This window comes from Ventrimonas sp. (genome assembly GCF_048380235.1).
In the GTDB taxonomy this organism is placed as follows: domain Bacteria; phylum Bacillota; class Clostridia; order Lachnospirales; family Lachnospiraceae; genus Brotaphodocola.
Genome location: NZ_DBFCCJ010000021.1, coordinates 50,706 through 71,338, shown reverse-complemented (window position 1 = coordinate 71,338; position 20,633 = coordinate 50,706). Strand labels below are relative to the sequence as shown.

Sequence of the window (20,633 nt, the reverse complement as noted above, 5' to 3'; positions counted from 1 at the left end):
GTTCTACCCGATCAAGTGGATCAGCAAGATCATCTACATTCCGCGTCAGAGAATGTACCCGGTTATCATCATGATCTGTATCGTTGGTGCATATGCAACCAAGAATGGCCGTATCTTCGATGTATGGGCACTGCTCATCTTTGGTGTGGTTGGTTACATCTTTGGCAAGATCAAGATTCCGGCATCCTGCTACCTGATTGGTTTCATCCTTGGTAAAGATCTTGAGAACTACTTCATTCAGTCTGTATCCGCAGCAAACGGAAGCCTTGGCGTATTCTTCTCCAGACCGATCGGTCTCTTTATCTGGGTACTGATCATCGCTTCCATTGCATACGCAATCTACGATGACAGAAACACTAAGAAAAAAGAAGCTGCAAAAAAAGCTAATGCTTAATTGAATACGATATAAGAAAGCCGTCCACGTGGGAAACTGCGTGGACGGCTTTTGCAGTGCGCCTTGCGGCGCATGTTGCTAAAAGTCTGATGTGTGAACCGATATTTTCGGGTGGAAGCTATGGCTTCAGACCGAACAGAGGTTGTGAAATGGCTATCAGGCAAGTGATTTCCTGATAGCGGCTCGTTTTGCTGTCAGAAAGAAATGGAATATTTTTCCGCCAGATAAGGGTGTTCGGTATTCTGTTTGAAATAATTTAAAATATGATCCATGAAGGCCTGTTCCGGCTCGTTTAACACCCAGTCCTTCTGGCGTACCACGAGGTTTAAGCGCTTCATAGCCGGGGAGAGCGGGTAGTAGGCGATGTGGTCGCGGTTGACAGAGCAGGACTCGGATATAAATGCGACACCGGCATTCTGGGCTACCATACTGCGTGTGGCGGAAATATTGTTGGTCTCACACACGGCAACAGGTTCAAAGCCGCAGGAGTCGAAGAACTGGTCGCCGATCATGCGCAGGGAGGCTCCCTTTTTGGACAATAAAAGGTTGTCGCCTGCAAAGTTTGCTTTTACTTCCTCAGCAGTAATCGGTGTTCCGGATGGATGCGTCAGCGCGTACGGGTGAAACATGGATATGGCAAGGAACACTTCTTCCTCGCGAAGCACCTGCACAAGGCTGCCGTAGGGAACTGTGCTTGCGTCAGCGGCCAGACCGACATCCAGGGTACCTTCGGTCAGTGCCTTTTTGAAGGCAGGCAGGCTGGTTTCTGTAATTTCAATGATGATTCCCGGATACTGTTCACGGAATAACGGGATGATTTCAGCCAGCATGCGAAGCCCCCAGTTGGAAGTGACTCCAACACGGATACGGCCTTTCTGGCTCAGTGCCGCAATGTTCTGATACAGATCCTTCTGGATCTTTACAACCTTCTGGGCAGCCTCTACATACAGCACACCGGCAGACGTCAGGCTCAGCTCACCCTTGGACCGGATAAAAAGAGGTGTGCCGAGCTCCTGCTCCAGTCTGGAAAGATACTGGCTCAGGGAGGACTGAGAGACAAACAGGTCTTCTGCCGCTTTTGTCATATTGTGCCGGTTGGCAATGGCCAGAATATAGTTTAAGTATTTGACATCCAAAAGAAAACCTCCATTTGTACGTTTTGCAATTCATGAGCTGCTTCTTATTATACCTTAAATGAAAAAGAAAGTAAAAAGTTTTACTGCTATTAGAAAAAATAATCACAGCAATCATTTATAAATATTGGACAGATTATTCAGAAGCTTTTATCATTAGAGTATAACTATGAACAAAAAAATTGCGTGGAGCTATTTTTTTACATCCTGCGTTAAAAAATCGCATGAAACAGAGACTTGGATAACAGAAAAATGTTAAGCTCCGGCAAGAGGAGGACAATATGAGTAAAGGGACACCTACAGTAACCGAGATGCAGGTTATTCCGGTAGCCGGATATGACAGCATGCTCATGACCTTAAGTGGATGCCACGCACCGTACTTTACCAGAAACCTGGTTATCTTAAAGGACAGTGCAGGCCACACCGGTATCGGTGAGATCCACGGCGGCGACTATACCTGCGACGCGTTAAAGAGCTGTATTCCGCTAGTTGTTGGCCAGCAGGTTGGCAAATACCGCGCAATCCTGGACAGCATCCACAAAGCTTCCAAGAGAGCAAAAGAGGATGACGGTGAGGGTATCCAGAGCCTGGATATCAGTAAACTGAAATTCGTCGTAAAAGCAGAATGGGCGATTGAGTGTGCACTGCTTGACTTACTGGGCCAGTACTTAGATCTGCCGATGTGCGAGCTGTTAGGCGACGGCAAGCAGAGAGACCAGGTTGAGACCCTTGGCTATCTGTTCTATGTCAGCGACAAGAACAAGGCAAAGAAGCTGAACTACTTAGATGAGAGCGACAGCTCTGACCTGTGGTTCAGGCTTCGTCGTCAGGAAATGCTGACACCGGAGCGCATCGTGGAGCAGGCGCAGGTTCTTCATGAGAAGTACGGCTTCCGCAACTTCAAATTAAAAGGCGGTGTGCTGAAGGGCTCTGAGGAGATGGAAGCAATCCGCGCACTGAAAAAAGCATTCCCGAACGGACGTATCAACATTGACCCGAACGGCGCATGGAGCCTGGCAGAGGCCATTGAGCTGTGCAAGCCGATGGAAAGTGTTCTTACATATATAGAGGATCCGTGTGGTCCGGAGTCCGGATTCAGCAGCCGTGAGATCATGGCTGAGTTCAAGAACAAGGTAAACTTGCCGGTAGCTACCAACATGATCGCAACCGACTGGAGACAGTTCTATCATGCGGCAGCACTGAAGTCTGTGGACATCGTGCTTGCAGATCCGCACTTCTGGGGATTCGGAGGAAGCGTCCGCATGGCTCAGATCTTAAATGACTGGGGCCTGACCTGGGGCAGCCACTCCAACAACCACTTTGATATCACCCTGACTGCATTCGCTCATGTGGCAGCAGCAGCACCGGGCAACCCGACTGCGTTGGATACCCACTGGATCTGGCAGGATGGTCAGAACCTCTTAAACGATACTCCGCAGATCGTAGACGGATATCTGCAGGTTCCGAAGAAGCCGGGTCTTGGTGTTACCATCAATATGGACCGCGTTATGGAGGCAAACAAGCTGTATAACTCCCTGCCGACTCACGACCGTGATGACGCAATGGCTATGCAGTATTTAATCCCGAACTGGAAGTTCGATTCCAAGAAACCGGCACTGGTACGGTAAGAAAATCCAGAAAGGGTTTGGCGGTAGGATATAAACAAGGAGAAGTATTATTATGAAGAAAAAACTTTTTGCAGCAGCAAGCCGGCTGAGACTACCGCAGCTCCGGCAGCAGTAGACAAGACTGAGGCAGCTAAGGCAGCACCGGGACAGTTAAAGGCTTGCACCGAGGTTAGTGCTTACACCTACTATGAGCTGCTTGCATTTGAGAAAGCAGCAGATATCGATCTGGATCTGGTTGACGTAGGTTCTAACTCCGATAAGATCGCAGCTATGCTGTCTGGTCAGTTCAACTGCATCGGCGCTCCGACCGAGGAAAGATATGATCTCATCAAAGATATCCCGACTCTGAAAGAGCAGGGTGTAGATCTGGTGTATCCGGACTGCGACTTCTCCTTCTACTTCCCGGCAGATACCTCTGATGATGTGATCGCTTACTATGAGGATCTTGTTCAGAAAGTTTTTGCTGATCCGTCTGCAGCTGAGGGTGTTGCTAACGTAGATATGATGCCGTACTACTTAAACGCAGAGGATTCTGCTAAGAACGATGAGCAGATCTACAACACCATTAAAGAGATCGCTGACAGCCTTGAGCAGTAATATCTGAGACTGAAAATTGTTCGTGTGAAGCAATAAATACGAAAAAGCGGGCCGTGTTTCCGAAAGGAAACACGGCCCGCTTTTTCGTTATACAGATAAGCAGGTTTATGCTGTTTGCCGGCTCTCGGCCTGCTTTAAAAGCAGCAGGATCAGATCACGTACCGGCCTTGTTAAAGCATTGCTTTTGGGATAAGCAATGGCAATTTGAAAGGTAACCTGTGGCTTGAGAGAAAAGAGCCTGCAGCCATGGAGCTGCCCACCCGCAGAACGCGGGAGAAAGGCAATGCCTTTTCCGTTTGCAACCATGTTTCCGGATGCGTTGATATCACTGATCTCGCACAGAATGTCCGGCAGAAAAGAAAGCCCGGCCAGAATGTTTTGTTCAAGGCTGTGAAAGAAGCTGTTGTGCTGGTTCAGGATAAAGGATTCTCCGGAAAGCATGGATAAATCAGCACCATGTTGTTCAAAATCAGGAATAACCGAATGGTTTTCCGGAATGGCAAGCATCAGCTCTTCTTCGCGCAGAGGAAGAAATTCCAACATACTGTGACCGGCTTCTCCGGTCGCAACGACAGCAAGATCGGCCATGCCGTTGGAGAGATAATCCTTTGCGACAAATGCGTTTCCGTTGATGGTGCTGAGTACAATATCCGGGTGCAGCTTACGGAAATCCGGCAGAATCTCTGTGGAAAAATCCGGCAGCAGGATATTATTGTAAATAAAGGTGATCTGATGTCTTCCGGACTGGGAGAGCTTTCGGATATCATTCAGTGCGCGCTCATAAATGTTCTGGATGGAGCGAGCACCGTTTACATATATTTTTCCGGCATCGGTCAGGTGCATTTCGTTTTGTTCACGCGTAAAAAGCTTTGTGTCGAGGCTTTCTTCGACCCGTTTCAACTGTCGGCTCAGCGCAGGCTGAGAGAGGAGCAGACGGTCTGCAGCCTTTGAGATGGATTTCTCTTCGGCAATCGCAATGATATAATCCAGTGTCTGAAAGGTCATAAGGAACCTCCTTCTGTGTGAAATTCATCCCAGATATTCCGTGCGGCTTCGTTAAAATCCGGAGTATAGTAGGGAACATGAAAGTCATTTTGTATCATCAGGTAGATAAAATACCGTTCACTTTCTGATAATACTGTTCCTTTTTTTGTCACTACGCACAGATTCAGATAGTAACGCGGGGAAAGGGAGAGGTAGGCGATATCCGGATCATCCATGAGTGCGGTAGAACGTGGTTGAAAACCAATGCCGGAGCCATTTCGGACCATGTTGCGTATGACAAGGTTGTTACCGCTTTCAAATACCACGGTAGGAGAAAAACCGGCCTGATGGAATATATAGTCCGAGATGGTCCGGATGGTACTGCCCGGACCCATAAGGATAAAGGGAGAGTCGGACAGCTCCTCTGGTGAAACCTGCGGGAATTCCATGGAGGTGTTTTTGGGGCGGTGCGCCAGCGGATGGAAGGCCGGGACAGCGACAATGACCTCTTCCCGAAAGAGGGTGATATAGTCAAAATCTGCCGATTCCGTGTCAAAGCAGGTGCCGAGAGAGCAGGAAGCCATTCCATTTTGTACCATATTGCGCAGTTCCTGCATGTAGCCCTCCTGAAGCCGCAGACGGATATTCGGGTACCTGGCAGAGAAACGGGCGAAGATCTTGGAGGCCACCTCAGAACCTCGCAGTGGGGTGACACCGATACGAATCTCTATGGGCGGAGCAGTCGTGAGCAGACGGATGGACTGAAGCGTCTGCTCCTGTGTGGCAAGAATGCGTCTGGCTGCTTCCAGATAAATCCGTCCTGCCGGAGTCGGGATCAGCTTTTTTTTATCGCGAAGGAAAAGGTCGATGCCCAGTTCCTGTTCAAGATTGGACAGAAAAATACTTAGAGTTGGCTGAGAGATGCCAAGTTGTTTTCCGGCAGCGGAAAGGGTGCCGGCTTCTGCTAGCGCTATGATGTAAGACATATTTTTGATCTGCACCGGAGAATCCTCCTTTTATGGATATTCTATAGAATGAGTATAATATATCTGTTGAAGAATATCAATGATATATAGTTTTTTGTAATAGTATATATAGCGAAACATGGATTGTACATTCTATGGCAAAATGATACAATTTCACCATAAACAAGAAAGATAGAAAAGCTTCAGGTGTGTACTGGTAGGCCGATTATCATGAACAGTACTGAAAGTCCAGACTTTTTTATCAAAAAATGTAATGAGGGAGAAATTGAGATGAATGTACAGATGATAATGGCATTATGCATCCTGGTATTTATGGTAGTAATGCTCCTGACCCATGTGCTTCCATATGGTGTCACAGGAATGATCTGCTGTGTCCTTTTTGTATTTACCGGAGTGTTAGATTTAAAGACGGCCTTTTCCGGCCTTTCCAGCAGTACTACATTGATGATCGCACCAATGATCGTAGTTGCGACTGCCCTTGGCAAGACAAGCCTGATCCACCGTCTCAGAGGTGTGATGGGCAAGCTTCAGGGAAAAAGCGGAGCTATGCTGGTTCTTGGTTTATGTGGCATGACAATTCTTTTGTCTCAGCTGATGGGACAGGTCGCATGTATTTCCGTTATGCTTCTGTTTATCCAGACCTTTGATGATGACAGTGAGTATTCCCCGTCCAGACTGCTGTTTTTAGTTGCAACGGTAAACTGTCTGGCAACTTCCAAATTCCCGATCGGCATGGGTGCTACGATGCCAGGCACGATCACTTCTTACTATCAGGGACTTGTTGGTCCGGAGGATTATCTGGGAATTGCTGATTTCTGCAAGGCTGGAATCCTTCCGCTGATCGTGGGCGTCATTTATTGCCTGATCTTCTATAAGCTGATTCCGAACGGAACGATTGATAAGTCCCAGGTGAAAGATGTTAAGGATGCAGCGCCGATCTCCAGAAAAGATGAATATTTTATTTTTGGTGTATTTGCAGCAATCATGCTGGGCTTTATGTTTACCAAGCAGCTTGGAAGTGATATTACCAACGTGATTCCGGCAGCAGGCCTTCTGGTTCTGATCGTGTTTAAGGTTCTGGAGATTCCGGAAGTGATGAAGACCCTTACCTGTGATATGGTATGGATGGTGGCAGGAATGAGTGTAGTTTCGACCGCACTTTCCAAGACCGGTGTCGGTGAACTGATCGGACAGACGGTTTTAAATATCCTGGGTGGTCATCCGAGCGGACTGTTTGTAAGTATTGTCTTCTGTGTTGCATGTGCACTGATGACCAACTTTATGTCCAACATGGGTACTATGGCGCTGATGAGCCCGATCGCAGCTTCTACCGCGCTTGCAGGCGGCATGAATGTGAAAGCAGTCGTGCTTTGCTGCTGCGTATCTGCATGGCTGGCATTTGTAATGCCGACCGGCTGCTCCGGCACGATGATGGCATTTGGTATCGGTAATCAGAATCCGCTGAAGACGCTTAAGTTTACCTTACCGCTTCTGATTCTTACCTTGATCGCACTGATCATCGGAATTAATATTTTCTTCCCGATCTACGGTTAAGAGAGGGAAATAAGGAGATAAAATCATGAAAACAATATTTAATCCGGGGACAAAGAAAAAAACACTGACTCTGGTCGATAATGTAGTGTATTCCACGGTAAAAGATTTAAACGGTGATCCGCTGGAGCTGAAGCTTTCGGTTCTGCTCCAGAACGGAAACAGTGAGATGCGTGCTGCGATGGGGGAGGATGATCCGAAGGAGGATCACAGTCCGAAGCCGGCACTGGTCTGGGTACCTGGCGGCGGCTGGAAAGGCACAGACAAGAATATGATGCTGGGGGAAATGACAGAATTTGCAAATGCCGGATATGTGGTTGCTTCGATCTATTACCGCAGCAGTGCCCAGGGGCATTATCCGGATCAGCTGATTGATGTGAAAACGGCAATCCGTTTTCTGCGTGCTCATGCAGCGGAGTTCGAGATCAATCCGGAGAAGATCGGTATCTTTGGCCGTTCCGCAGGTGCACATCTGTCAGCAGCTGCTGCCATGAATCAGGATGGTTTTGACAGTGAGGAATGGAGCGGCTATTCCTCTAAGGTTCAGGCATGCTGCGATATGTTCGGACCGGTTGATATCAAGGCGTTGATGGAAAATGAAGAAAAGCAGTTTTCAAATCCGTCTGCACGCTGGCACAGTGTTGAGGAAACCCATGGAGGATGTCTGTTGGGAGGAGATCCGGCAACGATGAAGGAACGCGGTGCGAAAGCAAGTCCGGTCAATATGGTAAATCCGGATATGTGCCCGATTCAGATCCTTCATGGCGATAATGACCCACTTGTTCCGGTAGAGATCAGCAGTGAGACGCTTTATCAGAAGATTGTGGCTGCCGGTATGGAAGATAAGGTGGATTACTATGTGATTCCGGGCGCAGGTCATGGAACGAGAGAGTTTTTCCAGGATGCCACGAAGGAATTGCAGATTGCATTCTTTGATAAGTATTTAAAGTAAGTTCGTTAATTAACGACCTCACACGTCATACCGGAAACTTATAAAATGGCTTGAATCCTACGGATTTAAGCCATTTTTTCGTGCATCCCCGGCATAGGGAATCTGCACATTGTACGAAATTTAAAAATACTTGTTGGCTTTTTAACTTAACTTGTATACAGCATACAACAGGTGTAAAATAAAGCCGTAGTTGAGAAAAAGTGAAATGAAAACAAGAAAACCGGTCTGTCTGAGAAACGGCCGGAACAAAAAGGGAGAGTAAGTTATGGCAGTACATGTAATTAATGAAGCAAACCGTTGTCTGAATTGCAAGAAACCGATGTGTATGCAGGGTTGTCCGATCCATACCCCGATCCCTATGATGATCAAGGCATTTAAAGAAGGAAACTTAAATGAGGCGGGGGAGATGCTGTTTGAGAACAATCCCATGTCCATGATCTGTTCCCTGGTCTGCAACCATGAGAACCAGTGTGAGGGGCATTGCGTGCTGGGCCGCAAGGGGGAGCCGGTGCATATCAGCAGCATTGAGAATTATGTTTCCGATACTTATTTTGATAAAATGCAGATTCCGTGCCAGCCGAAGAATGGCAAGAAGGTTGCTGTGATCGGTGCTGGCCCTGCAGGTATTACCATCGCCATCCTGCTGGCGAAGAAGGGCTATGGCGTGACGATCTTTGATTCCAGGGATAAGATCGGCGGTGTGCTGCAGTATGGTATTCCGGCGTTCCGTCTGCCGAAGTCCATTCTGGAGCGGTATAAGAACAAACTGCGCGAGATCGGTATTAAGATCCGCCCGAACACTACCATCGGCGGCGCGCTGGAGATCAAGGATCTGTTCCGGGACGGTTACCAGAGCATTTTCATCGGAACCGGTGTATGGAGACCGAAGACCCTGGGGATCAAGGGTGAGTCTCTGGGAAATGTACACTTTGCGATTGATTATCTGGCAAATCCGGATTCCTATGATCTGGGTGATCATGTGGCGATCATCGGCATGGGCAATTCTGCCATGGATGTGGCAAGAACCGCTCTGCGCAAAGGCAGCCGCCATGTAACGCTATATGCCCGCGGACTGACCAGCCAGGCAAGTGAGCATGAGACGGCCTACGCAAAGCTGGACGGCGCGGAGCTGGCATTTGGCTGGCAGCCGGTGGAAATCAACGATGATGGCCCGGTGTTAAAAAAAGTCCTGTTTGACGAAGCTGGAACTCAGACCGGAATGGATCCGACTCCGGTTCAGGTACAGGCGGACAGTGTGATCATCTCGATCAGCCAGGGACCGAAGAGTAAGCTGGTCAATACGACAGAAGGCCTGAAGGCTTCCGCAAACGGACTTCTTGTGACCAACAGCTTTGGTGAAACGACGCATCCTGGTATTTTCGCGGCCGGTGATGTGGTATTAGGTGCAAAGACGGTTGTGCAGGCAACTGCGTATGCGAAGCAGGTGGCAGAAGCCATGGACAAATACATGCGCGGGGAGCTGAAGCTACCGGAAGCAGAAATGTCTGCAGCAGAGGTACCGGCGGCTAAAGCACCGACAGCAGATGCACCGGAACAGGCATAGGCCAGATAAAAAGCAGTGATAGGATTGATCCTGGTTCTTTGCTGTGTCGGTGCGTATGCGACCAACAACCGGATCTTTGATGTACAGTCCATCCTGATCTTCGGTATCGTAGGCTATGTGTACCATAAATTCAGCCTGCCGACTACTCCGTTTGTTCTGTTCTTCCTGATCGGTGAGATGCTGGAAACTACTTCCCGGCAGATACCTCAGACGATGTGATTGCCTACTATGAAGATCTGGTACAGAAGATCCTGGCTGATCCGACTGCTTCTGAGGCGGTTGCAAATGTAGATATGATGCCATACTACTTAAACGCAGAGGATTCCGCGAAGAACGATGAGCAGATCTACAATACCATCAAGGAAATTGCAGACAGCATCGACCAGTAACCGCTGATCCAGAAAAACAGAAGCAAAGGCCCCGTGAAAGCACGCCGGAGATGGCGGCTTTGGCGGGGCCTTTATGGTTAAAGGAGAATCAGGCTCAGATCTGATCCGGCTGGATCGTTTTCCACCACTCACTGGCGAGCCGGATGAATTCCCGGGCGCCGGTGCTTAAGTAGCCGGTGGTGGGATAGCTGACGGTAATGTCCCAGGAGGGATGTCCCGGCAGACGGAAACAGGCCAGCTCATCCGATGGGATTCTTGTATAGTACCAGGGAACAATGCCGCAGCAGATGGTGGATTTTACCAGGGATACAATACCGGCGGTGTTGTTGCTTTCAAACAGGACGTTTGGCTGAAAACCGCTGCGGGCAAAGATCTGGTCACAGAGGCTGCGCAGCGTGGAATTGCGGTCCATCAGTACAAAGGGCTCGTAACGGATCTCGTTTAAATCCAGTGTGGCCAGGGGTTCTCCCGGCGGGGCAGCTTTTTGCGCCACCGGGTGGACGGCCGGGATGATGGCGATCAGTTCTTCGCTCCCAAGTACCTCATACTGGTTTTTCTGCCAGTCGGATCTGGAAAGGACCTGAAAGCCGACATCCAGATCTCCGGCGGCAATGGCAGCCTGCTGGGGGGCTACCCGCATTTCCAGAGGCCGTATGGTGAGGTTTGGCATGGAGCGGTGAAGCTCCGGGTAGATGGCGGTGAACATATCAAGCCCGCGTCCGGGGCAGAGACCAATGTTTAAAAGTCCCTTGCGCAGGAGGGAAACATCGTAGAGCTGATTATAAGTATCTTTTTTGATCTGCATCATTTTTCTGGCGCCCTCCACATAGATGCGCCCGGCATCGGTCAGGCACCACTTGTTTTTGGTGCGCTGAAACAGAGGCGTGCCAAGCTCCCGTTCCAGCTTTAACAGCTGCTGGTTTAAGGCAGACTGGGTAATGAACAGCTTTTCTGCTGCTTTGGTGATGTTGTTTTCTTCTGCGATCTGCAGAATATATTCGATTTGTCTGGTGTCCATGGACATCCTCCGTGTGTTATTCTTCTGATTTTTCCATTTCAGAAATAAATTTCCGATTCTATTGTAACAGTAAAATAAGAAAATGCGTCGGGAGAGTAAAATCTTAACGGAACTCTAACAGAAGGCGTTAAAAAACTGTAAAGAAAGTATAAAATATTTCCGGAACACTTGACAATGTGACAGGCTGTCATTATAATATGACACATTGTCACACTAAAAAGTGACAGATTGTCATAAAATAAACAAAATGAAATATTTTTACAAAAGAGAAACGGGAAGGAGGTGCTTAACATGCCTACGGAACGATTTTATCGTCTTCCGGAAGCGAAAAAGCAGGTGATCCGGCAGGCCGCCATCAAGGAATTTGCGCGAGTTCCCTTTGAGAAGGCCTCTATCAACCAGATCATACAGAACGCGGATATTTCCCGCGGAAGCTTTTACACCTATTTTGAAGATAAGCAGGATGTGGTCCGCTATATTTTTGAGGACAATGCGAGACAGATGCAGGAATGCTGCGAAAGGGAGCTGGACAAAAATGACGGTAATCTCTTCGACATGCTGGAATGGCTGTTTGAGTTTACGATCCGCAAGCTGGAAGAGTCGAAGGAGATGGTACAGCTGGTGCGTAATGTCTGCTCCTACCAGGAGAATACCAGGGCCATGGGCTTTGAAATCGGATACAGACCGCCCATGGGAAGCCCGGGAAAAGAAAAAACGACCCAGTGGCTCGCAAAACGGATCCGTATGGAGCGGTTTGCAAGACGTTCGGAGGAGGAACTGGATGTTGTGCTGCAGCTTGGTGTTACATCCCTGATTTTAGCGGTGCGCTTTTACTATGAGCAGCCGGATCAGCTGGATCAGATCCGGAAACGTTATCTGGATTCCCTGGAAGTGATTAAGCATGGAGCCCTGATTTCGTAATAAGTATGAAAGAATCACGATCATAAAAAGTGGAAAATAAGAGGAGACAGCTATGAAAAAGAAAGTGGTAATTGCAGGAGTGGTCGTAGCGGTGATTGCGGTTGCGGCCGGCATCAGCGCAATGCGCAAAAAGCCGGTGGAGGAGGAAACCCTTATTCCGGTGGTGAATGTAGAGAACCCGCAGATGGGAAGTATTGAACTGTACCGCAGCCTGGTGGGCAAGGTAGAGCCGTCTGATGTGGTTTACATTTATCCGAAGGCAGCCGGTGAGATCACCGATGTGTTCGTAAAAGCAGGTGATATGGTACAGGAGGGACAGCCAATCTGCAAGATCGATACCAAGCAGGTAGAGGCAGCAAGACTCCAGATGGAATCCGCGCAGCAGGCTATGAATGACGCCAATACCAATCTGGGACGTCAGCAGGCGCTGTTCGCGGCAGGTGATATCGCAAGTGTGGCATTTGAGCAGGCTCAGACTCAGGCCAAGAATGCCCAGATCGCCTATGATTCCGCAAAGCTGAACTATGATTATCAGGTGGAGTTTGCAAACGTGACTGCACCGATTTCCGGCAAGGTGGAGACCTGCAACATTGAGGTGCACGATAACGTGGCTTCCCAGGTGCTTCTGGCCGTGATTTCCGGCGCTGGCAGTAAATCCATCACATTTTCTGTTCCGGAGAAGGTGGTAACCGAGCTGCATGTAGGCGATCCGATCAGCGTAGATAAGAATGGTACCGATTATCAGGGCACCATCAATGAGGTCAGCAGCATGATCGACGATTCCACCGGACTCTTTAAGGTAAAGGCCTCCGTGGAGAACGGCGATGCGCTCCCAACCGGTTCCACCACTAAGCTTTCCGTTATTTCCGACCGTGCGGACAACGTGCTGACCATTCCGGTTGACGCGGTTTACTATTCCGGCGGAGATGCTTATGTGTATACATACGATAACGGAACCGTTCATTACGTTCCGGTGGAGGTTGGCTTATACGATTCCAAGAAGGCCCAGATCCTTTCCGGCATCAATGCATCCGATGAAGTGATCACCACCTGGAGCTCTGAGCTGTATGAGGGCTCCCAGGTACAGAAGGCAGACCCGAATGCGGCAGCAGATACCCAGGCAGCAGATGCATCAGCAGAGACCTCTGCCGATGCGCAGAGCGCAGACGATGCAGAAAGCACAGAGGCTTCCGGCGAAGAGACAAGCGGCAACTAGTGTGAGAGCAGAAGGAGGAAAACATCAATGGGATTAACAAAATCAGTCCTGAAGCGGCCGGTTACCGTTGTTATGGTAATCCTGTGCCTGATCGTGTTCGGTCTTCAGTCTGTTCTTGGCGCAAAGCTGGAGCTGATGCCGACCATGGAAATGCCGGTACTTATTGTATATTCTGTATATCCGGGAGCCAGCCCGGAGGATGTAAATGATCTGGTAAGTACGAAGATCGAGAAAGAGATAGGCTCTTTAAGCGGTGTTGATACCATTCAGTCCCGCTCCATGGAAAACGTATCTCTGGTCATCATCCAGTATGATTATGGTAAAGATATCGATGAAGCCTACGATGACTTAAAGAAGAAGATGGATGCCCTGGAGGGGGATCTCCCGGACGACTGCAATGCCCCGGTCATCATGGAGATGAACATTGACGAGATGGATACCATGTCTCTGTCGGTCAATAACAAGGCGCAGTCCGACCTTTACAACTATGTAAACAACAAGATCGTTCCGGAGTTTGAGAAGATCACCACCGTTACCGATGTCAGCATCAGCGGCGGACAGAAGGAGTACATTCAGGTACAGCTGATTCCGGAGAAGCTGGAGCAGTATCATTTAAACCTTGCTTCTGTTGCCACCGCCATCGGCAGCGCAGACTTTACCTATCCGGCCGGTGATACCATTGTGGGAGGCCAGAAGCTTTCCGTCAGTGCCGGAACCCAGTATGACACAGAAGAATTATTAAAGAGCATTCCGCTAAATCTTGGAAATGGCAATGTGATCTACCTGTCTGATGTCGCAAACGTTCAGATGGCGAAAGAGGATGCCAGCAGTATTGCGCGTTATAACGGCGAAGATACCATTTCCATCGGTATCAAGAAGCAGCAGAGCGCTTCTGCGGTGGATGTTTCCAAGGCAGTCAAGCAGACCATCAAGAATCTGACCGATGCAGATGAGAATCTGGAGATCATCACCGTAAGTGATACCAGTGATGAGATCAACTCTTCCTTGAAGAGTGTTATGCAGACCATGGTGATGGCAGTTGTGGTTTCCATGCTGATCATCTTCCTGTTCTTTGGTGAGATCAAGGCATCCCTGATCGTTGGTACCTCCATCCCGATCTCCATCCTGGCTGCCCTGATCCTGATCCAGGTTATGGGCTTCTCCTTAAACGTAGTTACCTTATCGAGTCTGGTGCTTGGTGTAGGTATGATGGTAGATAACTCCATTGTAGTGCTGGAGAGCTGCTTCCGTTCCACCAAGGGAAAAGGCATTGTGGGATACCGGGAGGCTGCCCTGGAGGGAAGCGGCATTGTGCTGCAGTCCATTATCGGAAGTACCGTGACCACCTGTGTTGTATTCCTGCCGCTGGCTCTGCTTCAGGGCCTGACAGGCCAGATGTTCAAGCCGTTAGGCTTTACGATCATCTTCTGTATGGTGGCATCCCTCATCAGTGCAATGACCATCGTTCCGCTTTGTTACTGCTTCTACCGCCCGCAGGAGAAGGAGGAATCTCCGGTCGGTGCTTTGATCCGTGCCATGCAGAATGGCTATCGCAGTATCATGAAGGTGCTGCTGAAGAAAAAGAAAACCGTGATCTTCACTTCTGTTGCATTGCTGGTGGCTGCCTTCTGGATGGCTTCCCAGCTGCGCATGGAGCTGATGGTTTCCGATGATACCGGTGAGATCGCTGTCAGCATTGAAACCCGTCCGGGCCTGACCCTGGAGGAGGAAGACAGGATTTACGAGCAGGTAGAGAAGATCGTTACCGCAGATGAAGACCTGGATTCCTATATGTTAACTTCCGGCGGAAGCGGTATGTCTGCCATGACCAGCTCCGGCGCAACGCTGACTGCTTACTTAAAGGATGACAGAAAGCGCGAGACCAATGAGGTCATCAAGGAGTGGAAGCCGCTGTTAAACCAGATCGCAGGCGCAAACATTTCCATGGACATCGCGTCCTCGTCTACGATGACCAGCAGCACCAGTGGTATTGAGTATATTTTACAGGGTACCCAGTACGATGAGCTCAAGAGCGCATCTGACCAGATTACCAAAGAGCTGCTTGCACGTCCGGAGGTTTCCAAGGTGCACAGTACCCTGGAGAATGCGGCGCCGGTTGTCAAGCTGAACATTGATGCCGTGAAGGCAAACGCGGAGAATATCACTCCGCTTCAGATCGCAGGCACCGTCAGCAGCATGCTGGGCGGCAAGGAAGCAACCACCTTAAACGTAGACGGTGATGATGTCAGTGTTATGGTCGAGTACCCGGAGGATGAGTACGACACCATCGACAAGCTGAAGGGCATTGTCCTGACCGGAAATGCAGGCGGCTCCGTGGCACTGGCAGATGTGGCAGATATTGTTTTCCAGGACAGCCCGAACACCATTACCAGAAAGGATAAGCAGTATCAGGTAACCATCACCGGTGATGTTCCGACCGATGATGCCCGCCAGATCGATGCGATCGAGAATAAGTTATACAATGAAGTAGTAAGCAAGCATTTAACTTCGACCATCACCCGTGGATTAAACTCCCAGGATGAGAGCATGAAGGAGGAGTTCGGAAACCTGGGCACCGCGATCATCACGGCAATTTTCCTGATTTTCGTAGTCATGGCGGCACAGTTCGAGTCACCGAAGTTCTCTCTGATGGTCATGACCACCATTCCGTTCTCCCTGATCGGTTCCTTCGGACTTCTGTACCTGGCGGACTGCCCGATCAGTATGGTATCCCTGCTGGGATTCCTGATGTTAGTCGGAACCGTAGTAAACAACGGTATCCTGTATGTCGATACCGTAAACCAGTACCGCAGTGAGATGGACCGCGACACCGCCCTGATCGAGGCCGGCGCGACCCGTCTGCGCCCGATCCTGATGACAACGTTAACGACCATTGTATCCATGATCCCGATGGCGCTGGCCTACGGTGACAGCGGTAAGAGCATGCAGGGCCTGGCCCTGGTAGATGTGGGAGGTCTCGTGGCTTCCACTGTGCTGGCACTCTTAATGCTGCCGATCTACTATGAGGTTATGAGCCCGAAAAAGAAACCGGAACCCCATTACGATTAATAAGCCAGACGGCTTCGGAGGATGTTAGATGAAACGATTAAAACAGGCATTATCTCTGGGAATGGCCGGAGTGATGATGACAGCAGCGCCGGTCACGGCGTTTGCTGCCAGCCCGGAGTTTTCACGCAGTGCGGAGGAGTGGGCCAGATTACAGGACAATAAGATCGAGTACGATGAGATTGCAGATCTGATCCACGAATACAATGCGACCGTCCAGAAAAATGCCATTGACTTAAGCAAGTTCCGTAAGGATTACGGCGAGAGCAATGACGAATGGGCCGACCGCTACCGGGAACTGGCAGACGATCTGGAAGCCAGCTTAAGCTACCCGGATGTGGATGATACTTCCTACGCAAGTATTATGACGGCCATTGTGACAAGTGAGATGCAGATCGATAACTGGAGAAAATCCGCCGATGAAGCGGTGGATGATTACATGACCTACTATTATAATTATGCTTCCGCGGAGGCCATGCTGACCTCCAACGCGCAGCAGATGATGATTGCATATTATGTAAATCAGCTGCAGCTGGAGCTGGATCAGAAGAATCAGGAGCTGCTGACCGAGACGTATCAGAGCGTTCAGACCCGCCAGTCCTTAGGCATGGCAACGGATGTGGATGTCCTGTCTGCGGAGGAAAATTTAAGAAATGCCAACAAGGCGATTCTGGATGATCAGAATACCATTGAGAACAACCAGGAAAAGCTGTTTGTTGCTCTGGGCTGGAAGCATGATGACCGGCCGGAGATCGGCACGCTGCCGGAGCCGGATCCGGACCGGATCGCGGCCATGAATCCTGCTGCGGATAAAGCGCAGGCGGTGGAAAACAGCTACACCATGAAGGTAAATAAACGGAAGCTGGAAAACGCAAAGAGCGATGATACGAAAGAAACCCTGGAGAAAACCATCCGGGAGGATACCCAGACCATCGGAGCTTCCGTAACCGGCAGCTATCAGAATGTGCTGGCAGCGAAGGCTTCCATGGACCTGAAGGGAGCACAGGCTCAGCTGCAGGAAAAGACCATGCAGACGACGGAACGCCAGTATCAGCTTGGCATGATCGGAAAGCTGGATTACCTGAACAGAAAGTATGCATACGATTCTGCCATGATCCAGGCGCAGATTGCAAAGTATAACCTGCTCCAGGCGATCCAGTCCTATGAGTGGGTACTGAATGGCCTGGCAAATGCATCATAAGGCGGTGAACAGGATGAGAAAAAATTGCAGCCGGAAGGCATATCTGAAATGTGTGGGAGCAGCAGTGCTTGCAGGCACCATGCTCCTTGCGGCAATGCCGGGCACTGCATTTGCGGCGTATGCCCCGGTCACCGGAAATCCGGAGGACACCTACGATGCAGAGACCTGGGCAAAGCTTCAGGATAATGTGCTGGAATATGATGAGATTCCGGATCTGGTGCATGTCTATAACAGCAGCATTTCGGAAATCTGGAAAAACCTGCGGGAAAGCAAGGAAAAGATTGACCGGAATATCCAGGAGCTGGACAGTCAGCGCGGCAAGATGAAAAATCTGAAGGACGAGGCGAAAGACCAGGGAAACTGGACAGGATACGGAAATTATACTATGCAGGAAATCATTCTTGGCAAGGTTGCATCGGGCCTGCGCAGCACCGATCTGTACAACCAGAAAACGGTGGCCGGTATTCAGAAGGGCGAAAAGCAGATCACGAAAGCGGCGCAGTCTCTGATGATCACGTATGATTCGCTGTTAAAACAGCGCAATACCCTGGAAAAGCTGCAGGAGCTTTATGCGAAGCAGTATGAGATCGCGGTAAATAAGCATGCCCTTGGCATGGCCACAGACCAGGATGTTCTGACAGCCCAGACCAACCGGCTTTCCGCGGCAAGCTCCGTGGCATCTTTGGACGGCGGACTGCTGCAGTTAAAGCCTACGTTATGTACTCTGACCGGATGGACGGCGGATGCTTCCCCGGAGCTTGCTCCGATCCCGGAGACTGATCTGGCCCAGATCGATCAGATGAATCTGGAGGAAGATACGAAGAAGGCGATCGGCAATAACAGCACCCTGATCAGCCAGCGTACCTCCGCAAAGGGAACCAGCAATGCCAGTATCGAGAGTCGTCTCGGTGTGATCGAGGAAGGAGAACAGAAGCTGACTATTGAGATGAAGCGTCTGTACAACGATGTATATACACAGAAAGAGGCATTCGAAGGTGCGAGAGCCGGTTATCAGGCAGCTCAGAAGACACACGACAAATATACACGCATGTATCAGATGGGACTTCTCGGAGAATCCGATTATATTGGCACCGAGATTTCCTATTATCAGGCAAAGAGTTCCTATGAGAGCGCGGATACTGCGCTGCGCCTGGCCATGGAAACCTATAACTGGGGTGTTCAGGGCCTGGCGTCCATAGAATAGCCTGGGCCAAAACAAGCTCAGCCGCTGCTGTGTGATGGCAGCACCGGCTGAAAATCCGGGAAAAAGAAAAAACGAATATTCAGTTCAGGGCGATGATCCTTAAGCAGGGGATAATCGCCCTGATTCAGTTTTTCCTGAAGCTCTCTGCGGCTTTCCTCCGGAATTTCCCTGCAGGCTTCATCGAGAAAACAGAACCGCGGGTAGAGGACGCACCACCAGTTGTGGCCCTTTCCTTTTCCGAGGATGAGACGGGCGGCATCGTAGGTGCCGCAGGGGATCACCAGATCATCGTAGACTCTTGTGGGAAACCAGGTGCGTTCCAGGGAAAGCGCAGCGCTATAGGGCATTTGCTTTTCGGCAAGAAAACGACTGGCGGCAGTCTCCAGGCTGGTTTTGTTTTTGAAAAGCCAGCCGGAAACCTCGTTCTTGCTGTCTGCGCTTTCCGGCAGGTGGTCCCGGATATAGTCTAAAAGAAAACTGCGCACCTCCAGCTTTACGGCCTGATCGGTTTTGGAATCGCTGTTGGCGAGAATGTGGAAGCGCAGAATGGAAGGGGCGATGCGGTCTGCCAGTGCTTCCCGGCGTTTCTGCAGGTTTCCCATGGAAAGCAGCAGGGAAAGGAGAAGAAGGGGAAGAATTAATTTTTGTTTCATGGAAAAAGCCTCCTTCTGCCAGGGGAAAAGATCTATTCTTGTATACCCTGTCACTTCTTAAGTGTTGACAGATATGGTATAATTAATCAGATATTTTGGAAAAGAGAGGGAATCGTTATGAGCAAAAAGAAAATCGCAGTCCTGTTCGGCGGACAATCCTCAGAGCATGTAGTATCCTGTGTGTCTGCGGCCAATGTGATTGACCAGATAAATAAAGAAAAGTATGACCTGCTCCTCATCGGCATTACCGAGGAAGGACACTGGGTGAAGGCAGAGAGCGTGGAGGATATCCGTTCCGGAGCCTGGAGAGAGAGCAGCGTGGAGGTTGTTATCTCCCCGGATGCAACAAAAAAGTGCGCTCTCATTATGGAGAACGGCGTGACCAGAGAAGAGAGGATCGATGTGGCATTTCCGGTGCTCCACGGCCTTTACGGCGAGGACGGTACTGTTCAGGGCCTGTTCGAGCTGGCAAAGATCCCATATGTAGGCTGTGGTGTGCTGGCTTCCGCGGTATCCATGGATAAGCTGTATACAAAGATCATCGTAGATACCCTGGGCATCCGCCAGGCAAAATATGTTCCGGTGATGCGCTGGGAGATGGAAAAGGATATGGATATTCCGGTAGCGGCAGTGGAGACTCATTTCCAGTATCCGGTATTCGTAAAGCCGTCTAACGCAGGCTCTTCCCGCGGTGTAAACAAAGCAGAAACCCGCAGAGAACTGATCGAAGCCTTAAAGGAGGCTGCGAAGCATGACCGCAAGATCCTGGTGGAGGAGACCATCGTGGGACATGAGGTAGAGTGCGCAGTCCTTGGCGGCGGCCAGAAGCCGGTAAAGGCTTCCGGTGTAGGCGAGATCCTGGCAGCAGCAGAGTTCTATGATTTCGATGCAAAATACAATAATGCAGAGTCCCGCACTGTTATCGGACCGGAGCTTCCGGGCGATTCCGCAGAACGCGTGCGCGAGGCAGCCGCAAAGATCTTTAACGCAGTAGACGGCTATGGCCTGTCCCGCGTAGACTTCTTTGTTACCAACGACGGAGAGGTCATCTTCAATGAGATCAACACCATGCCGGGCTTTACTGCCATCAGCATGTACCCGATGCTCTGGGAGGCTGCCGGTATTTCAAAGCCGGAGCTGGTAGACCGCCTCATTGACCTGGCCTTTGAGAGGTAG

19 protein-coding genes are annotated in these 20,633 nt (G+C 49.9%); 14 read left to right on the top strand and 5 right to left on the bottom strand.

Features of this window, described 5'->3' with window-relative positions; translation table 11 throughout:
* A partial coding sequence (locus ACMP1L_RS04035) for a tripartite tricarboxylate transporter permease (RefSeq protein ID WP_418452069.1) occupies nucleotides 1-394 on the top strand: 394 nt, incomplete at its 5' end.
* A gap of 194 nt (nucleotides 395-588) precedes the next feature.
* Here the strand turns inward: ACMP1L_RS04035 and ACMP1L_RS04030 are convergent.
* A complete protein-coding gene (locus tag ACMP1L_RS04030) occupies nucleotides 589-1,530 on the bottom strand; it encodes a LysR family transcriptional regulator (protein WP_418452068.1) in 942 nt (313 codons plus the stop codon).
* Nucleotides 1,531-1,808: 278 nt separating this feature from the next.
* Between ACMP1L_RS04030 and ACMP1L_RS04025 the strand changes: the two genes are divergently transcribed.
* Together ACMP1L_RS04025 and ACMP1L_RS04020 are read left to right on the top strand one after the other, a co-directional pair.
* Entirely contained in the window at nucleotides 1,809-3,155 is a 1,347-nt protein-coding gene (locus tag ACMP1L_RS04025) for an enolase C-terminal domain-like protein (RefSeq protein ID WP_418452067.1), read from the top strand.
* A 270-nt stretch (nucleotides 3,156-3,425) separates the two neighbouring features.
* On the top strand, nucleotides 3,426-3,752 hold the full coding sequence (locus tag ACMP1L_RS04020; protein WP_418452066.1) for a tripartite tricarboxylate transporter substrate-binding protein: 327 nt from the start codon (nucleotides 3,426-3,428) through the stop codon (nucleotides 3,750-3,752).
* A gap of 105 nt (nucleotides 3,753-3,857) precedes the next feature.
* Here the strand turns inward: ACMP1L_RS04020 and ACMP1L_RS04015 are convergent, their stop codons facing one another.
* Complete coding sequence (locus ACMP1L_RS04015; RefSeq protein WP_418452065.1) at nucleotides 3,858-4,757, bottom strand: LysR family transcriptional regulator; 900 nt, start codon at nucleotides 4,755-4,757, stop codon at nucleotides 3,858-3,860.
* Nucleotides 4,754-5,737 carry a LysR family transcriptional regulator gene (locus ACMP1L_RS04010; protein WP_418452064.1) on the bottom strand — a complete coding sequence of 328 codons (984 nt, stop codon included), beginning with the start codon at nucleotides 5,735-5,737 and terminating at the stop codon, nucleotides 4,754-4,756. Before ACMP1L_RS04010 ends, ACMP1L_RS04015 begins: the two co-directional genes overlap by 4 nt.
* Nucleotides 5,738-5,992: 255 nt before the next feature.
* Between ACMP1L_RS04010 and ACMP1L_RS04005 the strand changes: the two genes are divergently transcribed.
* The 5 genes from ACMP1L_RS04005 (at nucleotide 5,993) to ACMP1L_RS03985 (ending at nucleotide 10,178) form a co-directional block, all read left to right on the top strand.
* Nucleotides 5,993-7,276: an SLC13 family permease gene (locus ACMP1L_RS04005; protein WP_178716432.1), complete on the top strand. Its 1,284-nt coding sequence runs from the start codon at nucleotides 5,993-5,995 to the stop codon at nucleotides 7,274-7,276.
* A gap of 25 nt (nucleotides 7,277-7,301) precedes the next feature.
* Complete coding sequence (locus tag ACMP1L_RS04000; protein ID WP_418452063.1) at nucleotides 7,302-8,225, top strand: alpha/beta hydrolase fold domain-containing protein; 924 nt, start codon at nucleotides 7,302-7,304, stop codon at nucleotides 8,223-8,225.
* 265 nt (nucleotides 8,226-8,490) lie between these two features.
* Entirely contained in the window at nucleotides 8,491-9,789 is a 1,299-nt protein-coding gene (locus ACMP1L_RS03995; protein ID WP_418452062.1) for an NAD(P)-dependent oxidoreductase, read from the top strand.
* A 15-nt stretch (nucleotides 9,790-9,804) separates the two neighbouring features.
* Nucleotides 9,805-10,008, top strand: coding sequence for a tripartite tricarboxylate transporter permease (locus tag ACMP1L_RS03990; protein ID WP_418452061.1), 204 nt, complete (start codon nucleotides 9,805-9,807; stop codon nucleotides 10,006-10,008).
* Nucleotides 10,005-10,178, top strand: coding sequence for a hypothetical protein (locus tag ACMP1L_RS03985; RefSeq protein ID WP_418452060.1), 174 nt, complete (start codon nucleotides 10,005-10,007; stop codon nucleotides 10,176-10,178). Before ACMP1L_RS03990 ends, ACMP1L_RS03985 begins: the two co-directional genes overlap by 4 nt.
* Nucleotides 10,179-10,272: 94 nt before the next feature.
* On the opposite strand, the gene ACMP1L_RS03980 is transcribed toward ACMP1L_RS03985, so the two are convergent.
* The gene (locus ACMP1L_RS03980) at nucleotides 10,273-11,196 is read right to left on the bottom strand and encodes a LysR family transcriptional regulator (protein WP_118531666.1); all 924 of its coding nucleotides are present in this window, start codon (nucleotides 11,194-11,196) and stop codon (nucleotides 10,273-10,275) included.
* A gap of 291 nt (nucleotides 11,197-11,487) precedes the next feature.
* Between ACMP1L_RS03980 and ACMP1L_RS03975 the strand changes: the two genes are divergently transcribed.
* Genes ACMP1L_RS03975 through ACMP1L_RS03955 form a run of 5 tightly spaced genes read left to right on the top strand, consistent with a single transcriptional unit; the run spans nucleotide 11,488 to nucleotide 18,804 of the window.
* Nucleotides 11,488-12,117 carry a TetR/AcrR family transcriptional regulator gene (locus tag ACMP1L_RS03975; protein ID WP_118531668.1) on the top strand — a complete coding sequence of 210 codons (630 nt, stop codon included), beginning with the start codon at nucleotides 11,488-11,490 and terminating at the stop codon, nucleotides 12,115-12,117.
* A gap of 52 nt (nucleotides 12,118-12,169) precedes the next feature.
* Nucleotides 12,170-13,333: an efflux RND transporter periplasmic adaptor subunit gene (locus tag ACMP1L_RS03970; protein WP_177304187.1), complete on the top strand. Its 1,164-nt coding sequence runs from the start codon at nucleotides 12,170-12,172 to the stop codon at nucleotides 13,331-13,333.
* A gap of 27 nt (nucleotides 13,334-13,360) precedes the next feature.
* Nucleotides 13,361-16,402, top strand: coding sequence for an efflux RND transporter permease subunit (locus tag ACMP1L_RS03965; RefSeq protein ID WP_418452059.1), 3,042 nt, complete (start codon nucleotides 13,361-13,363; stop codon nucleotides 16,400-16,402).
* A gap of 28 nt (nucleotides 16,403-16,430) precedes the next feature.
* A complete protein-coding gene (locus ACMP1L_RS03960) occupies nucleotides 16,431-17,600 on the top strand; it encodes a TolC family protein (protein WP_418452058.1) in 1,170 nt (389 codons plus the stop codon).
* Nucleotides 17,601-17,613: 13 nt separating this feature from the next.
* Nucleotides 17,614-18,804, top strand: coding sequence for a TolC family protein (locus ACMP1L_RS03955; protein ID WP_418452057.1), 1,191 nt, complete (start codon nucleotides 17,614-17,616; stop codon nucleotides 18,802-18,804).
* 17 nt (nucleotides 18,805-18,821) lie between these two features.
* On the opposite strand, the gene ACMP1L_RS03950 is transcribed toward ACMP1L_RS03955, so the two are convergent.
* Nucleotides 18,822-19,457: a stage II sporulation protein R gene (locus ACMP1L_RS03950; protein WP_373242315.1), complete on the bottom strand. Its 636-nt coding sequence runs from the start codon at nucleotides 19,455-19,457 to the stop codon at nucleotides 18,822-18,824.
* Between the two features lie 117 nt (nucleotides 19,458-19,574).
* Here ACMP1L_RS03950 and ACMP1L_RS03945 point away from each other — a divergent pair, with 117 nt between their 5' ends.
* Nucleotides 19,575-20,633 carry a D-alanine--D-alanine ligase family protein gene (locus ACMP1L_RS03945; RefSeq protein WP_418452056.1) on the top strand — a complete coding sequence of 353 codons (1,059 nt, stop codon included), beginning with the start codon at nucleotides 19,575-19,577 and terminating at the stop codon, nucleotides 20,631-20,633.